15 protein-coding genes are annotated in these 15,236 nt (G+C 71.4%); 8 read left to right on the forward strand and 7 right to left on the reverse strand.

Translation table 11 applies throughout. From position 1 onward, the window contains the following. Positions 1–8: 8 nt before the first annotated feature. Together E1P53_RS13585 and E1P53_RS13590 are read left to right on the forward strand one after the other, a co-directional pair. On the forward strand, positions 9–872 hold the full coding sequence (locus E1P53_RS13585; protein WP_165484453.1) for a YhjD/YihY/BrkB family envelope integrity protein: 864 nt from the start codon (positions 9–11) through the stop codon (positions 870–872). After that, positions 862–1,554, forward strand: a complete 693-nt coding sequence (locus tag E1P53_RS13590; RefSeq protein ID WP_230825029.1) for a CDP-alcohol phosphatidyltransferase family protein — start codon at positions 862–864, stop codon at positions 1,552–1,554. Before E1P53_RS13585 ends, E1P53_RS13590 begins: the two co-directional genes overlap by 11 nt. A gap of 48 nt (positions 1,555–1,602) precedes the next feature. Here E1P53_RS13590 and E1P53_RS13595 read toward each other — a convergent pair whose 3' ends face one another. Next, complete coding sequence (locus E1P53_RS13595; protein WP_131734643.1) at positions 1,603–2,643, reverse strand: ABC transporter permease; 1,041 nt, start codon at positions 2,641–2,643, stop codon at positions 1,603–1,605. Positions 2,644–2,737: 94 nt separating this feature from the next. Between E1P53_RS13595 and E1P53_RS13600 the strand changes: the two genes are divergently transcribed. From E1P53_RS13600 to crtI, 4 genes are all read left to right on the forward strand, one after another. Further along, entirely contained in the window at positions 2,738–3,352 is a 615-nt protein-coding gene (locus tag E1P53_RS13600; protein ID WP_006901020.1) for a TetR/AcrR family transcriptional regulator, read from the forward strand. A 148-nt stretch (positions 3,353–3,500) separates the two neighbouring features. Then, positions 3,501–4,085 carry an isopentenyl-diphosphate Delta-isomerase gene (gene idi / locus E1P53_RS13605; RefSeq protein ID WP_006901021.1) on the forward strand — a complete coding sequence of 195 codons (585 nt, stop codon included), beginning with the start codon at positions 3,501–3,503 and terminating at the stop codon, positions 4,083–4,085. A gap of 77 nt (positions 4,086–4,162) precedes the next feature. Beyond that, positions 4,163–5,074 carry a phytoene/squalene synthase family protein gene (locus E1P53_RS13610; RefSeq protein ID WP_040527018.1) on the forward strand — a complete coding sequence of 304 codons (912 nt, stop codon included), beginning with the start codon at positions 4,163–4,165 and terminating at the stop codon, positions 5,072–5,074. Beyond that, positions 5,071–6,660 (forward strand): phytoene desaturase family protein, encoded by a 1,590-nt coding sequence (crtI, locus tag E1P53_RS13615; protein ID WP_006901023.1) that lies wholly within the window; start codon positions 5,071–5,073, stop codon positions 6,658–6,660. The genes E1P53_RS13610 and crtI overlap by 4 nt, the downstream gene beginning before the upstream one ends. 134 nt (positions 6,661–6,794) lie before the next feature. Here crtI and E1P53_RS13620 read toward each other — a convergent pair whose 3' ends face one another. From E1P53_RS13620 to E1P53_RS13640, 5 genes are read right to left on the reverse strand one after another with little or no spacing between them, the layout of a single operon-like run. Continuing rightward, positions 6,795–8,285, reverse strand: coding sequence for a phytoene desaturase family protein (locus E1P53_RS13620; protein WP_131734644.1), 1,491 nt, complete (start codon positions 8,283–8,285; stop codon positions 6,795–6,797). Further along, positions 8,282–9,415, reverse strand: coding sequence for a glycosyltransferase family 2 protein (locus E1P53_RS13625; RefSeq protein ID WP_131734645.1), 1,134 nt, complete (start codon positions 9,413–9,415; stop codon positions 8,282–8,284). Before E1P53_RS13625 ends, E1P53_RS13620 begins: the two co-directional genes overlap by 4 nt. Continuing rightward, positions 9,402–10,364: a carotenoid biosynthesis protein gene (locus tag E1P53_RS13630; protein ID WP_131734646.1), complete on the reverse strand. Its 963-nt coding sequence runs from the start codon at positions 10,362–10,364 to the stop codon at positions 9,402–9,404. The genes E1P53_RS13625 and E1P53_RS13630 overlap by 14 nt, the downstream gene beginning before the upstream one ends. After that, positions 10,361–11,095: a hypothetical protein gene (locus tag E1P53_RS13635; RefSeq protein WP_006901027.1), complete on the reverse strand. Its 735-nt coding sequence runs from the start codon at positions 11,093–11,095 to the stop codon at positions 10,361–10,363. The genes E1P53_RS13630 and E1P53_RS13635 overlap by 4 nt, the downstream gene beginning before the upstream one ends. Continuing rightward, on the reverse strand, positions 11,092–12,243 hold the full coding sequence (locus E1P53_RS13640; RefSeq protein WP_006901028.1) for a polyprenyl synthetase family protein: 1,152 nt from the start codon (positions 12,241–12,243) through the stop codon (positions 11,092–11,094). Before E1P53_RS13640 ends, E1P53_RS13635 begins: the two co-directional genes overlap by 4 nt. A 147-nt stretch (positions 12,244–12,390) precedes the next feature. Here E1P53_RS13640 and E1P53_RS13645 point away from each other — a divergent pair, with 147 nt between their 5' ends. Next, the gene (locus E1P53_RS13645; protein WP_006901029.1) at positions 12,391–12,684 is read left to right on the forward strand and encodes a hypothetical protein; all 294 of its coding nucleotides are present in this window, start codon (positions 12,391–12,393) and stop codon (positions 12,682–12,684) included. Between the two features lie 53 nt (positions 12,685–12,737). Then, on the forward strand, positions 12,738–14,102 hold the full coding sequence (locus tag E1P53_RS13650; protein WP_006901030.1) for an alpha-hydroxy-acid oxidizing protein: 1,365 nt from the start codon (positions 12,738–12,740) through the stop codon (positions 14,100–14,102). A gap of 177 nt (positions 14,103–14,279) precedes the next feature. Here the strand turns inward: E1P53_RS13650 and E1P53_RS13655 are convergent, their stop codons facing one another. Beyond that, positions 14,280–15,236 carry an oxygenase MpaB family protein gene (locus E1P53_RS13655; protein WP_040527019.1) on the reverse strand — a complete coding sequence of 319 codons (957 nt, stop codon included), beginning with the start codon at positions 15,234–15,236 and terminating at the stop codon, positions 14,280–14,282.

A 15,236-nucleotide genomic window follows, 5' to 3' on the forward strand; every position in this document is an offset into this window, starting at 1 on the left:
CGCCCGCAGTGACGGGGACGGCCCCCGCGACAGGGCGGGCCCTGCACGCCGCGCGCCGACTCCTGACCGACACCCGGGAGATCCTGGCGCGCGGCGACCTCGCCGCGGCGGCGGCCACCCTGACCTACTACGCGGCGATCGCCGTCGTCCCGTGGGTGCTCCTCGCGATCTGGTCGACGACCTGGCTGCGGGGACGGGCCGCGGCCGAGAGCGAGTGGAACGACCTGGCGGTGCTGATCCCGCCCGACATGGGCGGGCGGGACGCCTTCTCCGAGGCGGTGTCGATCGGCGTCGGGCTCAGCGTCGTCGGCGCGCTGGTGCTGCTCTTCCCGGCGTCGTTCTACGGCGAGGGACTTCGTCGCGCCTGCCTGGGCATGCACCCCGGCAAAGACCGGTTCACCGGCTGGCGGTCGCGCTTGTCGGTCCTGGTGCTGGTCCTGTTCGTGCCGCCGCTGGCCGCGGTGGCGGTGATCGTCGGATCGTCGATGACCACTCTCGCTCCCGACGGGGGCGGCGACGGCGGCCTCGCCGACCTGGCCGCCCGCGTGGTGATCGGCTTCGTGACGGTCTGGCTCACCGTCACCGTCCCGCTGACCTGGGTCTACCGGAAGGTGACCCCGGCCGGGCCGTCGTGGCCGATCGCGGCCGTCACCGCGCTGGGCACGGCGTCGTTCATCGCCGGGTTCGCGCAGGGATTCCTGTTGTTCCTGTCGCTGCCGATCGACGTCGGCATCCCGTACGGGGGTCTCCGCGTCATCGGCGGGGTGGTGGCGGCCGGACTCTGGCTGTACGTTCTGCACGTGCTGGTCATCGTCGGGTGGGCCGTCGGACAGGCTCTCGCGCGGTCCGCCGGAGGTGATCGTGTCGGGTGAGGCCCGTCGCGAGGAGGTGCTCGACGCCTGGTCGCGGTTGCACGGCGGCATAGATCCCCGGCAGTCGTTCTGGGTCCGGAACTGGGTCCTCGCCAGTCACGCCTGTGCGCGACCCCTCGTCCGACTCGGTGTCACCGCGAACACGATCACCGTCGTCGGGGCCGTGGTCACCGCGGTCGCCTTCGCCGTGACCTTCGCCGGCCGGGGCTGGTTCCCGGTGGCCGCGCTCATCGTCCTGATCGCCGCGTTGCTCGACGGGGTCGACGGCGCCCTCGCCGCGCAGACCGGTTCGGCGACCCAGTGGGGCCGGGTCCTCGACACGATGGCCGACCGATGCTCGGACCTGTTCCTCGCCGGGATCGTCGTCATGGCCGGTGCGCCGACGTGGCTCGGCGTCGGACTGGCCGTGCTCACCCTCCTCCTCGAGGGCACCCGGTCCACCGCGCAGGCCGCGGGCATGACCGGGCCGGGAACCGTCACCGTCTGGGAACGTCCGTCCCGGGTGATCCTCGCGGTCATCGCGTCGGTGTGGGCCGCCGCCGCGTGGTGGTGGGGCCTGTCCGACGACGCGACGCGGACCTGGCTCACGGTGATCGCCGGGATCGGGGTGCTTCTGGCGGCGACGGGGCTGATCCAGCTGCTGGTCGCGGTCGCCCGTCAGACGCGGGACCGTCCGGCATGAACCGGCCGGCCCGCAGTCCGACGACGGACCTGCTCGCCGGGCGGCGGGTCAGGCCGGGGCCGACGCCGGCGCCCGGCGCTGTCGTAGCGCGGCGAGACCGAGGAGCAGGGCGCCGACGGCGACCCAGCCCAGGAGAATCCAGACCGCACTCGCGACCGGGGCATCGGGGAAGAACGCGATCGTCCGAGTGAGGGTGCCGCCCGCACCCGGGGGCAGCCACTGGCCGATCGCGCCCCACGGGGACGGCAGCAGATACGGCGAGGACGCCAGACCCGAGAGCGGGTTGGAGATCAGGACCATCAGGACCGCCCCGATCCCGACACCCGGGGCGCCCAACAGGGCCCCGGCGCCGGCGATGAACCAGGAGATGGCCCCGATCATCAGCGAGAGGGCAAGGGCCACCGGCACGAAGCGTTCGTCGACGACGCCGAGCCACGACCACACGCCCGCGAACCCGAGGCCCGCGACGATCGGACCCAGCAGCACCACGGCGGCCTGCATCCGGATTCGGCCGGCCAGCGCGAGCGCGGCCGCCGCGCCCAGGGCCATCCCGGCGATGAGCAACGGCAACAGACCCGCGGCGAAGCCGGTGCCGCGGGCATCGCTCTCCGGCGGTGCGACGACCGACTCGGTGGCCACGGGAATGTTCTGGGCCGATCCGATCCCGGCGCCGACGCCGGCGATGACCTGCGCCAGAACCGGCGAGGCGGCCTCGGCCGTCAGCACGGTGACCCCGCCGGGATCGACAGCGAGCGCTCCGAGCACCTCGCGGCGCTCGATCGCGGATCGCGCCGCGGCGGCGTCGGGGTAGGCGCGCAGGTCGAAGGCGTCGTCACCGGCGCGCGCAGACAACGCGGCCTCGATGTTCTGGGCCGCGGGCGGCGGCGCGACGAGTCCGAGCGGCACCTCGTGGGGTTCGGGATCGACGGCGAGCGAGACGAACATCGCGGCGAGGGCGGTGACCACGAGGGGAATCGCGACGATCATCCCGATCGCATCCCGCCAGGAGGGGCGTCGGGACGTCTCGCTCGGCCCGGGAGGATCCGTCCGGCGTTGCGTGCGGGCGGTGTTCTCGGTGTAGGTACCCATGATGACACCCCTAAAAGAACGAACTCTCGTTTTTCTGAGTGTGCGCCGGGCGGGAAGAGAAATCAAGAACGAATCTTCGTTTTATACTGCTCGGGTGCCGAAGATCAGCGAGGAACGCAAGCTCGAGCGAAGCCTGCAGATACTCGACGCGGCGCGCCGGTGCTTCGCCGAGAAGGGTTTCCACCGGGCGTCGATGGCCGATGTCATCCGCGAATCCGGGTTGAGCGCCGGCGCGGTGTACTCGTACTACTCGTCGAAGGAGGAGTTGGTCGCCGCCGTCGCGAAGTCGGTGTTCAGCGCCTACGAAGCGGGTTTCGAGGAGTTCGCCGACCAGCAGCACGGACCCCTGTCGCCGCAGCAGGTGGTCCGCCTCCTCGCCTCGCGGGCCATGACCGAGATCGCGCCGCTGACCGACGGCTTCCGGATGGTGATGACCATCTGGGGCGAGGCCGCCAACAACCCGGACCTGCGCGAGATCGTCCAGGAGATCATCCGCGGGCTCCGCTCGGTGTTCGCGGGCGTCCTGGCGCGTTGGCGCGACGCCGGTCACGAGTTGCCGGGGGACCCGGCGTCGCTCGCCGTCCTCATGGTGTCGGTGATGCAGGGCTTCGTCGTGCAGCAGTCCCTCGTCGGAGACGTCGACGTCGACGCCTACCTGGGGGTCTGGTGCCGGTTGCTGCAGGCTGCGGGTCTGGGCGACGAGGGCTGATTCGCCCCGACACGCCTACCATCGAGTCGAGCCCCGTCGAACCAGGACCTCCTGCCCTGCCCGGTCGCCCCGGCCGTCCCATCCGGTCGCGGTGCCGGTGACGAACAATGGGAGACACCTGCTCGACCTCGACCGTGATGAGGAACGAATGACCAACGACTCGGTGGTTCTCGCCGACGCCGACGGGCGCCCCTGTGGCACCGCCGACCGCGAGGGCGTACACGGGGTCGACACCCCGCTGCACTTCGCCTTCTCCTGTCACCTCGTCGACGACGACCGCATCCTGATGACCCGTCGCGCGCTGTCCAAGCGCAGTTGGCCGGGCGTGTGGACCAACTCCTTCTGCGGGCATCCGCGTCCGGGAGAGTCCGTCGTCGACGCCGTGCACCGCTATGCCCGTCGCGAACTGGGGATCGACGTGGCCGACGTCCGCTGCGTGCTGCCCGACTTCCGGTATCGCGCGGTCGACGCGAGCGGGATCGTGGAGAACGAGATCTGCCCGGTCTTCGTCGCGCGGCCCGTCGGCGAGCTCGAACCGAACCCGGACGAGGTCGCCGAGTACGCGTGGGCGCCGGTTGCCGACGTGTGGTCGCTGGTCGAGCGCACTCCGTGGGCCGTGAGCCCGTGGTTCGCCGATCAGGTCCGGCGGCTCCCTGGACCCCAGCCGCACGGCGCCGCGGCGGTGGCGGCCGGCGGGACCCATCCGGGAACCGCCCGGGCGTCGAATACATGACATCCAGGCCGGCGCCCTCATCGACGAGGTGGCCATCGCCGAGGTCCTCTCATCCATCGAAGTTCAGGAGCATTCGGATGATGCATCTCCCAGGTCATACCGAAGTGGTCCCGCCACACCGCCGCTACGACGAGGTCGCCGAGGCGAGCGCCGCACTCGTGATCCGCTCCTACTCGACCTCGTTCGGGCTCGCCTCCCGTCTTCTCGCCCCGTCGCTGCGACGCGACGTGCGCAACATCTACGCGCTGGTGCGGGTCGCCGACGAGATCGTCGACGCACCCCGCCCCGACCAGGGTTCGGTCGACCGCCGCAACGAACTCGACCAGCTCGAGGAACAGACCTATGCCGCCATGGCCTCCGGGTCGAGCAGCAACCTGGTGGTGCACGCCTTCGCCCGCACCGCCAGGCGGGTCGGCATCGACCTGGACCTGGTCACCCCGTTCTTCGACTCGATGCGGTCCGACCTCACCCAGGTCCGGCACGACTTCGAGTCGCTCGCGGCCTACATCTACGGCTCAGCTGAGGTGGTCGGCCTGATGTGCCTGCGCGCGTTCCTCGCCGGCGAACCCAAGGCCGACGCCCGGTACGAACACCTGGCCCCGGGGGCCCGTCGCCTCGGAGCGGCCTTCCAGAAGATCAACTTCCTGCGCGACTTCGGCGACGACAGCGACGGACTGGGCCGGCGATACCTCGTCGGCCTCGACCCCGACGATCCGGACGAGGCGGCCTGGTCGTTGTGGCTCGACGACATCGACCTGGACCTCACCGCCGCCGCGGCCGTGATCCCGGAACTGCCGATGAGCTGTCGTGTCGCGGTGTGCGCGGCCCACGACCTGTTCGCCGAGCTGACCGAACGTCTGCGGCAGTCGTCGGCCGCCGAGGCGCGAATCCGCCGCGTGCGGGTTCCCAACGCGGGCAAGGCGAGAATCGCGGCCGCCGCCGTCGCCCGGCGGGGCATCCCCCGCACGGCACGAGGAGTGAACGCATGACCGGCCGCAAACACGTCGTCGTCATCGGCGGCGGCGTCGCCGGACTGGCCACCGCGGCGCTGCTCGCACACGACGGCCACGACGTCGAGATCGTCGAGAAGAACGACGAACTCGGCGGTCGCGCGGGGCTGTGGACGAACGAGGGCTTCCGCTTCGACACCGGGCCGTCGTGGTGGCTGATGCCCGAGGTCTTCGACCACTACTTCGAGATGCTCGGCACCTCCACCGCGGAACAACTCGACCTCGTCCGGTTGGACCCCGGGTATCGGGTCTTCTTCGGCGAGAAGGGCTCCGACGAGGAGCCGATCGACGTCCACAGCGACCAGAAGCGCAACCACGACCTGTTCGAGTCGATCGAGCCGGGCGCCGGGGCGGCACTCGACGAGTACCTGGAGACCGGCAAGAAGGCCTACGACCTGGCGGTGGATCGCTTCCTGTACACGAGTTTCGAGACGCCGCGGGCCTTCCTCAGCCCGACGGTGCTACGCAACTCGGGCACCCTGGTGTCGTTGTTGGTGCGGACGCTCGAGTCCTACATCGACGACCGGTTCCGAGACCGGCGACTGCAGCAGGTCCTCGGCTACCCGGCGGTGTTCCTGGGATCGTCGCCGGAACGGACCCCGGCCATGTACCACCTCATGAGCTGGATGGACCTCGCCGACGGGGTGAAATACCCCAACGGCGGCTTCACGACCCTCGTCGACGCGCTCGAACGCGTCGCCCGCGAACGAGGCGTGCGCATCCACACCTCCACCGCCGCGAGCGCCGTCCTCACCCGCCCGTCGGCGGGCAGGTTCCGCCGGCGCCGGGCCGAGGTCGTCGGAGTGCGGGTGCAGACCGCCGACGGTTCGACCCGCGACCTGCCGGCCGACGTCGTCGTCGGCGCGGCCGACCTCCATCACCTCGAGACGAAGCTCCTCCCGGAGGGCCTGCAGACCTTCCCGCAGCGCTACTGGGAGCGCGCGACCTCCGGGCCCGGTGCCGTGCTGGCCTACCTCGGCGTGCAAGGGGAACTCCCGGAGCTCACCCACCACTCGCTGTTCTTCACCGAGGACTGGAAGACCAACTTCGACGCGATCTTCGAAAGTCCCACGCGGATACCAGATCCCGCGTCGCTGTACGTCTGCAAGCCGTCGGCCACCGATGACTCGGTGGCGCCTGCCGGCCACGAGAACATCTTCATCCTGGTGCCGGTGCCCGCGGACCCGGGCCTCGGACACGGTGGCGTCGACGGAGCCGGGGACCCGGACGTCGAGAAGATCGCCGACCGTGCCATCGCGATGATCGCCGGCTGGGCCGGCGTGCCCGATCTCGCCGAGCGCATCGTCGTGCGACGGACCGTCGGCCCGGCGGACTTCGTCGACACCGTGAACTCGTGGTGCGGCGGAGCGCTCGGTCCCGCACACACGTTGCGGCAGAGCGCCTTCTTCCGCCCGACCAACCGGTCGCGCAAGGTCGAGGGCCTGTACTACGCGGGGTCGAGCACACGGCCGGGCATCGGCCTGCCGATGTGTCTGATCAGTGCGGAGCTGATCCGCAAGCGGCTCAAGGGAGATCACTCGGTGGGACCGACGCCGACGCGGTGACGACGCCCTCCGGAGGGACATGTGACGAAGGCCCGGCGATGATCTCGCCGGGCCTTCGTCATGTGCGTTGTCCGCCATGGCAATCGGCGCGCGTCCTTGCGCGTCCTGGGTCGAGGGGATCGCTGGGGGTGCCCTCAGCCCTCGCCGATCAGCCCCGCCACGATCTTCGCCGACAGCATCACCAACGGCAGGCCGCCGCCCGGATGCGACGATCCGCCCACCAGGTACAGGCCGGGCACCGGCGAGGTGTTCTTCGGCCGCAGGAACGCGGCGCGCGGACCGTTCGACGACGATCCGTAGATCGATCCGCCGGGCGTCATGGTCCGGCGTTCGAGGTCGGCCGGACTCACGATGATCCGGTGCCGGACCCGATCGCGCACGTCGAGACCGCGGTCGGCCATCACCTGCATGATCTGATCGGCATAGCCCTCCGCCAAACCCTCGGCGTCCCAGTCGACTCCGTGCCCGGGGTCGTGCCGGGGAGCATTGACGAGGACGAACCAGGAGCCGGTGCCCGGACCGGGGACGATCTCCGGGTCGTCGGGCGCCGAGATGTAGACGGTCGGACGCGCGACCGGTCGCGGCGGCCCGTTGAATCCGAAGACGGCGTCGAACTCCTCGTCGTAGTCCTCGGCGAAGAGCACGTGGTGGTGAGGCTGGTCCGCGGGCGGATCGTCGAGTGCGAGCAGCAGGACGAATCCGGACAACGACGGCGTCGACCGGCGCAGCAGGACGCGCGGCAGGCGCGCGGCGCGGCGGGGGAGGAGCCGGTCGTACACCTGGCGCGCATCGGCATTCGCGACGACGACATCCGCCGGTCGGGTGCTCCCGTCGGCCGTGACGACGCCGTCGACGCGACCGGTGCGATCGGTCGACACCCGTGCCACCTCGACCCCGAGCTCGACCGTGCCGCCGAGTTCGACGAACCGGTCGTGCATCGCGGTGGCGATCCGGCCGAGGCCGCCCCGGACATACCAGGAGCCCCAGGCCTGTTCGGCCCACGGCACCGAGGCGAGGGCGGCCGGGGCGCGGCGGGGGTCCGACCCGGTGTAGGTGGCGTAGCGGTCGAGCAACATCGCCAGGCGGGAGTCGCGCAGATGGTCCGAACCGAGCCCGCGCAGCGAACGCCACGGGGCGACGGCCCGCACGTCGCGGGGTGTGGCGATGCCGCCGATCATGGTCCGCACGCTCATCGGTGACTCGAGGAACGGGCCGTGGGTGACATCCCAGATCTGTTCCGCGCGCCGGAGAAAGGACGTCCACTGTGCGCCGCTGCCCGGCCCGAGCGCGCGGTCCAGCTCGGCGGGGATCGCGTCGATGGTGTCGGGCAGGTCGAGCACCGTGCCGTCGGGGAACCGGTAGCGCGCGGCGACGGGCAGTCGCTCCAGGTGCACCCGCTCATGGACCGGGGCACCGGTCTCGTCGAACAGCTCGGTGAGGACGTGCGGCATGGTGACCAGCGAGGGCCCGGTGTCGAAGACGAACCCGTCGTGCTTGATGACGCCGAGTTTGCCTCCGACGCGGTCGAATTGCTCGAGCACGGTCACGTCGTGTCCGGCGTGCTGCAGACGCATGGCGGCGGCGAGTCCGCCGACGCCCGCCCCGATCACGATGATCCGGCTCATCGCACGCCCTCCAGGACGCGCCCCTTCCATCGAAGCTCGCCGTTGCGTCGGGCCAGCGAGGAATCCGCGGCGAGGGCGGCGAACAGCAGGACCGAGATCGGGTGGGCCAGCGCGTCGGGCCACGCCCGGCCGCCGGTGCACCCGGCGGAGACCGCGCGCGAGGCGACCCCGGCGAGGTATCCCACCGCCCCGACGCGTGATCCGGCGAGTGCGGCCAGCGCAGGCAGCACGTACGTCAGGCACAGGCCGGCGGTGACGGCCCCGGTGCCCGCGGGCGACCCGAAGGCGGACCACAAGGACTTCCGGTATCCGGCGCGGACCTCGCGCCAGCCGTCGTACATCCGGCAGGTGGCGACCTCGCTGCCCTCGGCGACGATCCCTCGGCCGCCTGCGGCCTTGACCGCGCGCAGAAGCGCGATGTCCTCCAGGACGACGTCGCGGACGGCTTCGTGGCCACCGGCCTGCCGATACGTCACCGCGTCGACGAGCAGGAACTGCCCGTTCGCGGCGGACAGCGATGTCCGTGAGGAGTTCTCGGCGACACCGAGGGGGAGCGTGCTCAGCCACGACCACTGCAGCAGGGGCTGGAGGAGCCGCTCGGCGGCGCCGTTCGCGATCTGGCGCGGGTAGGGGCTGAGGAGGTCGAGGCCGAGCGAGCGGAGCAGTGCCGCTGAGGAGGTGAACGCGTGCGGTTCGAGGACGACGTCCGCGTCGAGGAAGGCCAGGACCCCGTAGGGGAAAGCCGCGTCGGCCAGCTGCCGGCACGCCCAACTCTTGCCGAGCCACCCGGGTGGCGGGGGCGACCCCGCGATCGCCTCGATACGCCGGTCGCGCCCGGCCATCTCCGCGACCAGTGCGCCGGTGCCGTCGTCGGACTCGTCGTCGAGCACGAGTACGCGCACCGGCCCCGGCCACCGGTCGGCGGCCTCCAGCACCGCGGTCAGGCAGCGGCTCGCGGTGGAAGCCTCGTTGCGCATCGGGATCAGCACCGACAGCGGTTCGGCCTCGGCGACCGTCCCGCGGGAGGGCCGCCGGACCCGGAGCACGTTGTCGATGGTCAGGCCGAGTGAGGCGAACGAGAGCGCCGTGCCCAGCGCGGTCGCGCGTCGGCCGAGGTCAGCGAGGCGCACGGTGCCTCCCGGGTACCGTGCCGGATTCGATTCTGTGAGAACGGTTGTGCCGCAGGACCGAGGCCAGCAGCGGCAATGCGACCACCCCCATGAGCAGCGCGCCCACGACGGCGACCGTCGGGCGACCGAAGAAGACGGCGTGCGCCAGCACCGACGAGAAGTAGGTCCACAGGTAGGTCGCGATCGGGACTCCGTCGTCGGCCTGTGCGTCGGCCCGGACGAGGCGGTCGAGAACGCCGATCATGAGGAACGAGACGAGCAGCCACCCGGCGAAGTTGGTCAGCGGGATGTCGGCGACGCCGGGCAGGGACGGTGTGGGATGGCGCCAGGCCCAGTGACCCTGGTCGACCATCTGCGGGTCGAGGAAGACATCCCACGCGGTCAGGGCGTACGCGCCCACGAACGGTGTGACGACGCGGGCGCGCGCCGCGGACAATCGCGTCACCCGGAGGAGACGGCGCGTCACCGCCAGGGCGGGCCAGGCCATCATGATCCACGCCAACGGGACGAGAACCGGCACTCCGAGGATCTTCCAGCCGAGCGAGTCGGTGTAGAGATATGTGCCGAAGGGGAACCCGGTGCCGACGCCGATCGCCTCGGCAACGAGTCCGCCGCCGCCGGCGACCACGACCAGTGCTGCCGCCGAGGCGATTCCGCGGGTCGCGGCGAGATGGATGACCGATGCCGAGGCGAGGAGGGTGACGCTCGCGACGGTCAGGGGCAGGGTGCCGCCGCCGGTGAGGGGGAACGCTATCTGGACACCGACCGTCGCGACGAGCAGCGCCCAGGTCAGGGTGAGGAGGTGTCGCCGCCAGGGTGCGCGGGCGGCCCGGTCCTGCGCCTCCGGGGACCCGGTCCGTCGTCGGACGGGTCCGCGCGCGGAGGTCGTGAGCGGATCGCGCGGCGTCGGATCGGCTGTTGTGATCGGACTCGATGTGGCCGTGCTCATGCGGTCTTCCCTTGATAGGTGCCGGAGATGTCGGTGACCGCGAACCGGGTGAACAGTTCCTCGGCGTACCACCGTGCGGGTTTGGTCCTCCGTACCGCGGACAGATGCGCGGGGGAGCGGTAGGCGAAGTCGGTGAGGTGCTGTGCGGAGTCCCAGACCGAGAAGGTCCCCTGCACCCCGACCGGTAGCTCGCCCACCCCGAGCGCCAGTCGGTTGCCCGGGGAGCGGCCGAGTTCGGCGGCGACGGGCGGCACGGCACGCCAGAACGACGCCATCGTCGTCGGGCGCAGCCGTGCACGGGTCAGCGCGGCCACCGGGCCGGACCACGACGCCGGTCGTCCCGCGTTCGAGGACGCATCGGCGGGCCCGTCCGGCCCTGCGGAGGCGCCGAACGGATCGACCTTCGACCACCTGCCCTTCGACCGGATCGGCCGCATCACGACCCGCAGTTCCTCGGTCGCCGAGTCCTGCCACCGGCGCAGGACCGGCGAGTCCGCTCCTGCGAGTGCGGATCCCTCGTCATCCCAGACGGTGAGCGCCGCCCAGTGGCGCAGGTCCGCGCCGGACAGCGTGAACGTGTCCGCCGTGCCCGTGCCGAGCAGTTTGGCGAAGCGCAATCCGGGTGCGGCACGCAGGGATCGCCGCCCGGATGCCATCCGGCGCAGCGCCGGGAGGGCCCGATCGACTCCCCAGACGCGCAGTTCGACGGTCGGTGCCGCTCCGGCGGTCATGCGCGTCGCCACACGCAGCGTTCGACCAGTCCGGAGAGCGCCTGCCGGGTCTCGTCGTCCACGGCGGCACCGGCGATGATCCCGAAGGCGTCCTCGGCGAGTTCGACGATGCGCTGATCGACCCGTTCGAGCGCCCCGGTCGACTCGAACACCGCTCGGACACGCGCGAGTCCGGTGACGTCGAGATCCGGGTTCCCGAGGCAGTCGTCGAGGACCCTCCGTTCCCGCAGCGTCGCCGACTCCTGGGCGAGCGCGACGAGCATGGTGCGTTTGCCCTCGCGGATGTCGTCGATCGCCGGTTTGCCGGTCACCGCCTCGTCGCCGAAGACGCCGAGGACGTCGTCACGCAACTGGAAGGCCTCGCCGGCGGTCAGCCCGATGCGGTCGTAGTCGGAGAGCAACGACTCGTCGGCGCCGGCCAGCGTGCCGCCGAGTCGCAGCGGCTGGCCGATGGTGTACCGCGCGCTCTTGTAGCGCAGCACCCGTTCGGTGCGATCGGCGTCTGCCTGCTCCTCGGTCTGGCTCAGCATGTCGAGGTACTGGCCCGCATACGCCTCGTCGCGCATCTGGGTCCAGGTGCGGCGGACCGCGGCGCGGACACTGCGACCCGCGTCGTCGACGGCGGCGGCCGCGAGATCGTCCGACCACGACAGGCACATGTCGCCGACGAGGATCGCGACCGCCGTCCCCCAGGTCTCCGGATCTCCCTGACGGTTCTCCTCCAGGTGCGCGTCGGCGAAGAGCCGGTGCACGGTGGGCAGGCCTCGGCGGGTGTCCGAGTCGTCCATGACGTCGTCGTGGACGAGTGCCGCGAGGTGGAACAGCTCGATCGCCGACGCGAGCTCGACGACGCCGGGCACCGGGCGGCCCCGGGCCGCGCCGCGCGCGCCCCACAGGCAGAACGCGGCGCGCAGACGCTTGCCGCCGGTCAGCCGTGCCGCCACCGCCTCGGCGGCGGGGGCGAGCTCGGAACCCACCTCCAGCAGCGTGGCGGCGTGCCCGCGGAAGTGCGCGGACAGCATCTCGTCGACGAGGCGCAGGTCGGTGGGCACATCCGTGATCTCGTCGGTGATCGCGCGCAGGTGCGCGGCGTCGGACGCGGGGCGACGCGGCGCGGGCGAGGTGGTGATCGCGGCGATCTGAGTCATGTCGGGGCCCTTCGTGCGGGGATACGGCCGTGCGGGGGTCGGCCTGACGGTTACCCGGTCTTCGGAGTCACGACACCAGCGGATGGGTGTGTCCCGGCGGCGCGAGTCGACGCCGGGTCGGGCCGGGCCGGCGGTAGGTTGGACACCATGGCAGTGGATGCAACGGTGCCCGTGGTGGCGCTCGGTCTGGTGGGTGGATTCGCCGCGGCCCGCTACAGCGGCCGACGTGAACTCGGCGGGGTGGTCCTCGCGGCGGCAGGGGCCTGGAGCACTCGCCGATGGGTGCAGACGAAGGGCCCGGCGGTGGCCGGCGGGTTGCTCGGCACCTACCTCGCGGCCTTCGGCGGATCGCATCCGCTGGCCAAGAAGATCGGCGCGTGGCCCTCGGTCGCGGTGGTGACGGCGGTCGCCGCCGGCGCGACCGCCGCGGCCACCCGCTGATCCCACGGCGAACCGGCTCAGGCGCCGCCGGGGCCGACGTACCATCGGCTCCCATGACGGTGGGAAACGAGGTACCAGGGGAGAACGGATCTGCGGGGGCACCGGTCGTCCCGGGGGCTGACGGGTCCGCGCAGGTAGGGCCAGGAGGCTACGGGCGCGCGCGGCAGAACGACATCTACACCGCCGGCGTTCATCGCCGGAAGCCGCGTGTGCCAACCGATTTCGCTGAACTGGAGCGACGTGCGCGGCGTGCGATGTCGGCGCGGGCGTGGGCCTACATCGCCGGGGGCGCCGGCGAGGGGCGCACGATGACCGGCAACCGCGCCGCACTCGACCGCTGGGCTATTGTGCCGCGCGTCCTGCGCGACGTCTCGCGGCGCAACCTCGAGGTCGAGTTGTTCGGCCGCCGCATCCCGGCTCCGGTGCTGTTCGCCCCGGTCGGCGCCGGGTCGCTCGCGGCGCCCGAGGCCGACCGTCTGATCGGGCACGCGGCCGCGGAACTCGGTCTGCCCTACATCTTCTCGAACCAGGCGAGCGTCCCGATGGAGACCGTCGCCGCCGAGATGGACGCGGTTCGCCCGGGTGCGCCGCGCTGGTTCCAGCTCTACTGGTCCACCGACGACGACCTCGTCGACAGTCTCCTCTCCCGGGCGGAGGCGGTCGACGCCGACGCCGTCGTCGTCACCCTCGACACCACGATGCTCGGCTGGCGTCCCCAGGACCTCAACATCGGGTCGCTGCCGTTCGCGCGCGGAGAGGGGATCGCCCAGTACACCTCAGACCGCCGGTTCGTCGAGATCGTCGCCGAGCGACTCCGCACCGCGGTCGGCGAGCGGCCGGAGATCTCGCTCGGGGCCGTCGCGACGCTGATCTCGATCACCCGGAACGCGCCGGGGCGCTTCTGGAAGAACCTCACCTCGCCGCAACCGCGCGCGGCGGTGCAGACGTTTCTCGACATCTACTCGCGACCATCCCTCAGCTGGGACGACCTCGCCGGGCTTCGCGACCGGACGAGACTTCCGATCGTGCTCAAGGGCGTGCTGCATCCCGACGACGCGCGCCGCGCCGTCGACGCAGGGGTCGACGGGATCATCGTGTCGAACCACGGCGGGCGGCAGGTCGACGGCGCGATCAGCACCATCGACGCCCTCGCCGACATTGCGCCGGTGGTCGACGGGCGGATCAAGATTCTCATCGACTCGGGCATCTACACCGGCTCGGACGTCTTCAAGGCACTCGCCCTCGGTGCCGACGCCGCCTGCATCGGGCGCCCGCACATGTACGGGCTGGCCATCGCCGGTGCCGAGGGGGCGCGCGACGTGGTCGCCGACATCATCGCCGAACTCGATCTGACGCTGGGACTCTCGGGCCACACCGACGTCGCCGACCTCGACCGGGACGCCCTGCGGCGGATCTGAGCCGCCGGCGCGCCGGCCCCGCAGCAACCCGTCGAGAAGGGTTGTCAGACAAATGAAATCGCGGCTCGCCGCGGCAACTCACCTGCCCCCGAGGGAACCCCCGCTCCCAAGAGGTGAGTGCGCGGCGGCGAGCCGCGAGTACGTCGGCGACTGCGGGAGTCCCGCGGCCGCCCGGTCTCAGACCAGCGGGCGCCCGGTCCGCATGCGCCACCGGACGTCGGCGAGCAGCACATTGAACGGGAACTGCTGGATCCACTTCGGCGAGCGCCGGATGATCGCACCCAGCACCGCGTTGTGCTTGGCGAAGAAGAGTTCCTGCCACGGTGACAGGCGCACGTCCATCTTCCGGCGGAAGTCCTCCGGCAGGAAGCCGACGGCGAGGATGTAGAAGTACCAGCCGAGAAGCCTGGTGACCACCGGGCCGAGGAACTCCGCCCGCGCGATCCTCAGCAGGTACTCGCGGATGGTCGGGTCGATCTCCAGCACCTCGACCGTGTCGTTCCAGTACTGTTCGAACGCCGCGCGGTCGGCGGGCCAGGCCTCGCGCGGCACCTGCAGCGTGGTTCCGAACACCGCGCCGGCCTGATAGACCTCGTCGGTCACCTCGGTCATGCCGCCGAAGATGCGGTGCACGTCCTCGGTTCCGCGGTACAGGCAGGCGGCGACCCACAACTGCAGCTCCGGGTCGAAGGCGTTGTACTTCACCGGGCTGTCGGCGGTCGAGCGGACCTTGGCGTGCGCCTTGCCCACCGCCTTGCGGTAGGCCTTGCGGTCCTTGGCGCTTCCGAGCCCGGCGACGGCGAGGTAGCTCAAGGTGGTGCGGCCGCGCTTGAGCGGGTGCTTGAACAGGTTGCCCGAGTCGACGCGGCTCTCGTACACGCCGTAGCCGACGGCCGGATGGCTGAGCTGCATGATCACGTTCGCGGCACCGGCGATGACGCCGATGCCCAGCGGGTTCAGGTTCTCGGCGGAGGGAAGGGCGTCGAGTTCGGCGCGCGACATCCGGGCCGACGACGGCAGGAACTCGGTGTCGGGCTTCTCGGCGGCGAGGAACTCCTCGACCTCCGGCGTGACGCTCGCCGATTCCTGCGGCGACAGGGCAGAACTTCCGCTGGTGATAGGCTCCGTTGCCAT

It is taken from the genome of Gordonia paraffinivorans, assembly GCF_900683595.1.
In the GTDB taxonomy this organism is placed as follows: Bacteria; Actinomycetota; Actinomycetes; order Mycobacteriales; family Mycobacteriaceae; genus Gordonia; species Gordonia paraffinivorans.

Coding starts and splice junctions, on each gene's coding strand:
- E1P53_RS13595 (WP_131734643.1), bottom strand. CDS start 2,643: ATGGGTACCTACACCGAGAACACCGCCCGCACGCAACGCCGGACGGAT.
- idi (WP_006901021.1), top strand. CDS start 3,501: ATGACCAACGACTCGGTGGTTCTCGCCGACGCCGACGGGCGCCCCTGT.
- E1P53_RS13610 (WP_040527018.1), top strand. CDS start 4,163: ATGATGCATCTCCCAGGTCATACCGAAGTGGTCCCGCCACACCGCCGC.
- crtI (WP_006901023.1), top strand. CDS start 5,071: ATGACCGGCCGCAAACACGTCGTCGTCATCGGCGGCGGCGTCGCCGGA.
- E1P53_RS13620 (WP_131734644.1), bottom strand. CDS start 8,285: ATGAGCCGGATCATCGTGATCGGGGCGGGCGTCGGCGGACTCGCCGCC.
- E1P53_RS13630 (WP_131734646.1), bottom strand. CDS start 10,364: ATGAGCACGGCCACATCGAGTCCGATCACAACAGCCGATCCGACGCCG.
- E1P53_RS13635 (WP_006901027.1), bottom strand. CDS start 11,095: ATGACCGCCGGAGCGGCACCGACCGTCGAACTGCGCGTCTGGGGAGTC.
- E1P53_RS13640 (WP_006901028.1), bottom strand. CDS start 12,243: ATGACTCAGATCGCCGCGATCACCACCTCGCCCGCGCCGCGTCGCCCC.
- E1P53_RS13645 (WP_006901029.1), top strand. CDS start 12,391: ATGGCAGTGGATGCAACGGTGCCCGTGGTGGCGCTCGGTCTGGTGGGT.
- E1P53_RS13650 (WP_006901030.1), top strand. CDS start 12,738: ATGACGGTGGGAAACGAGGTACCAGGGGAGAACGGATCTGCGGGGGCA.
- E1P53_RS13655 (WP_040527019.1), bottom strand. CDS start 15,236: ATGGCAACGGAGCCTATCACCAGCGGAAGTTCTGCCCTGTCGCCGCAG.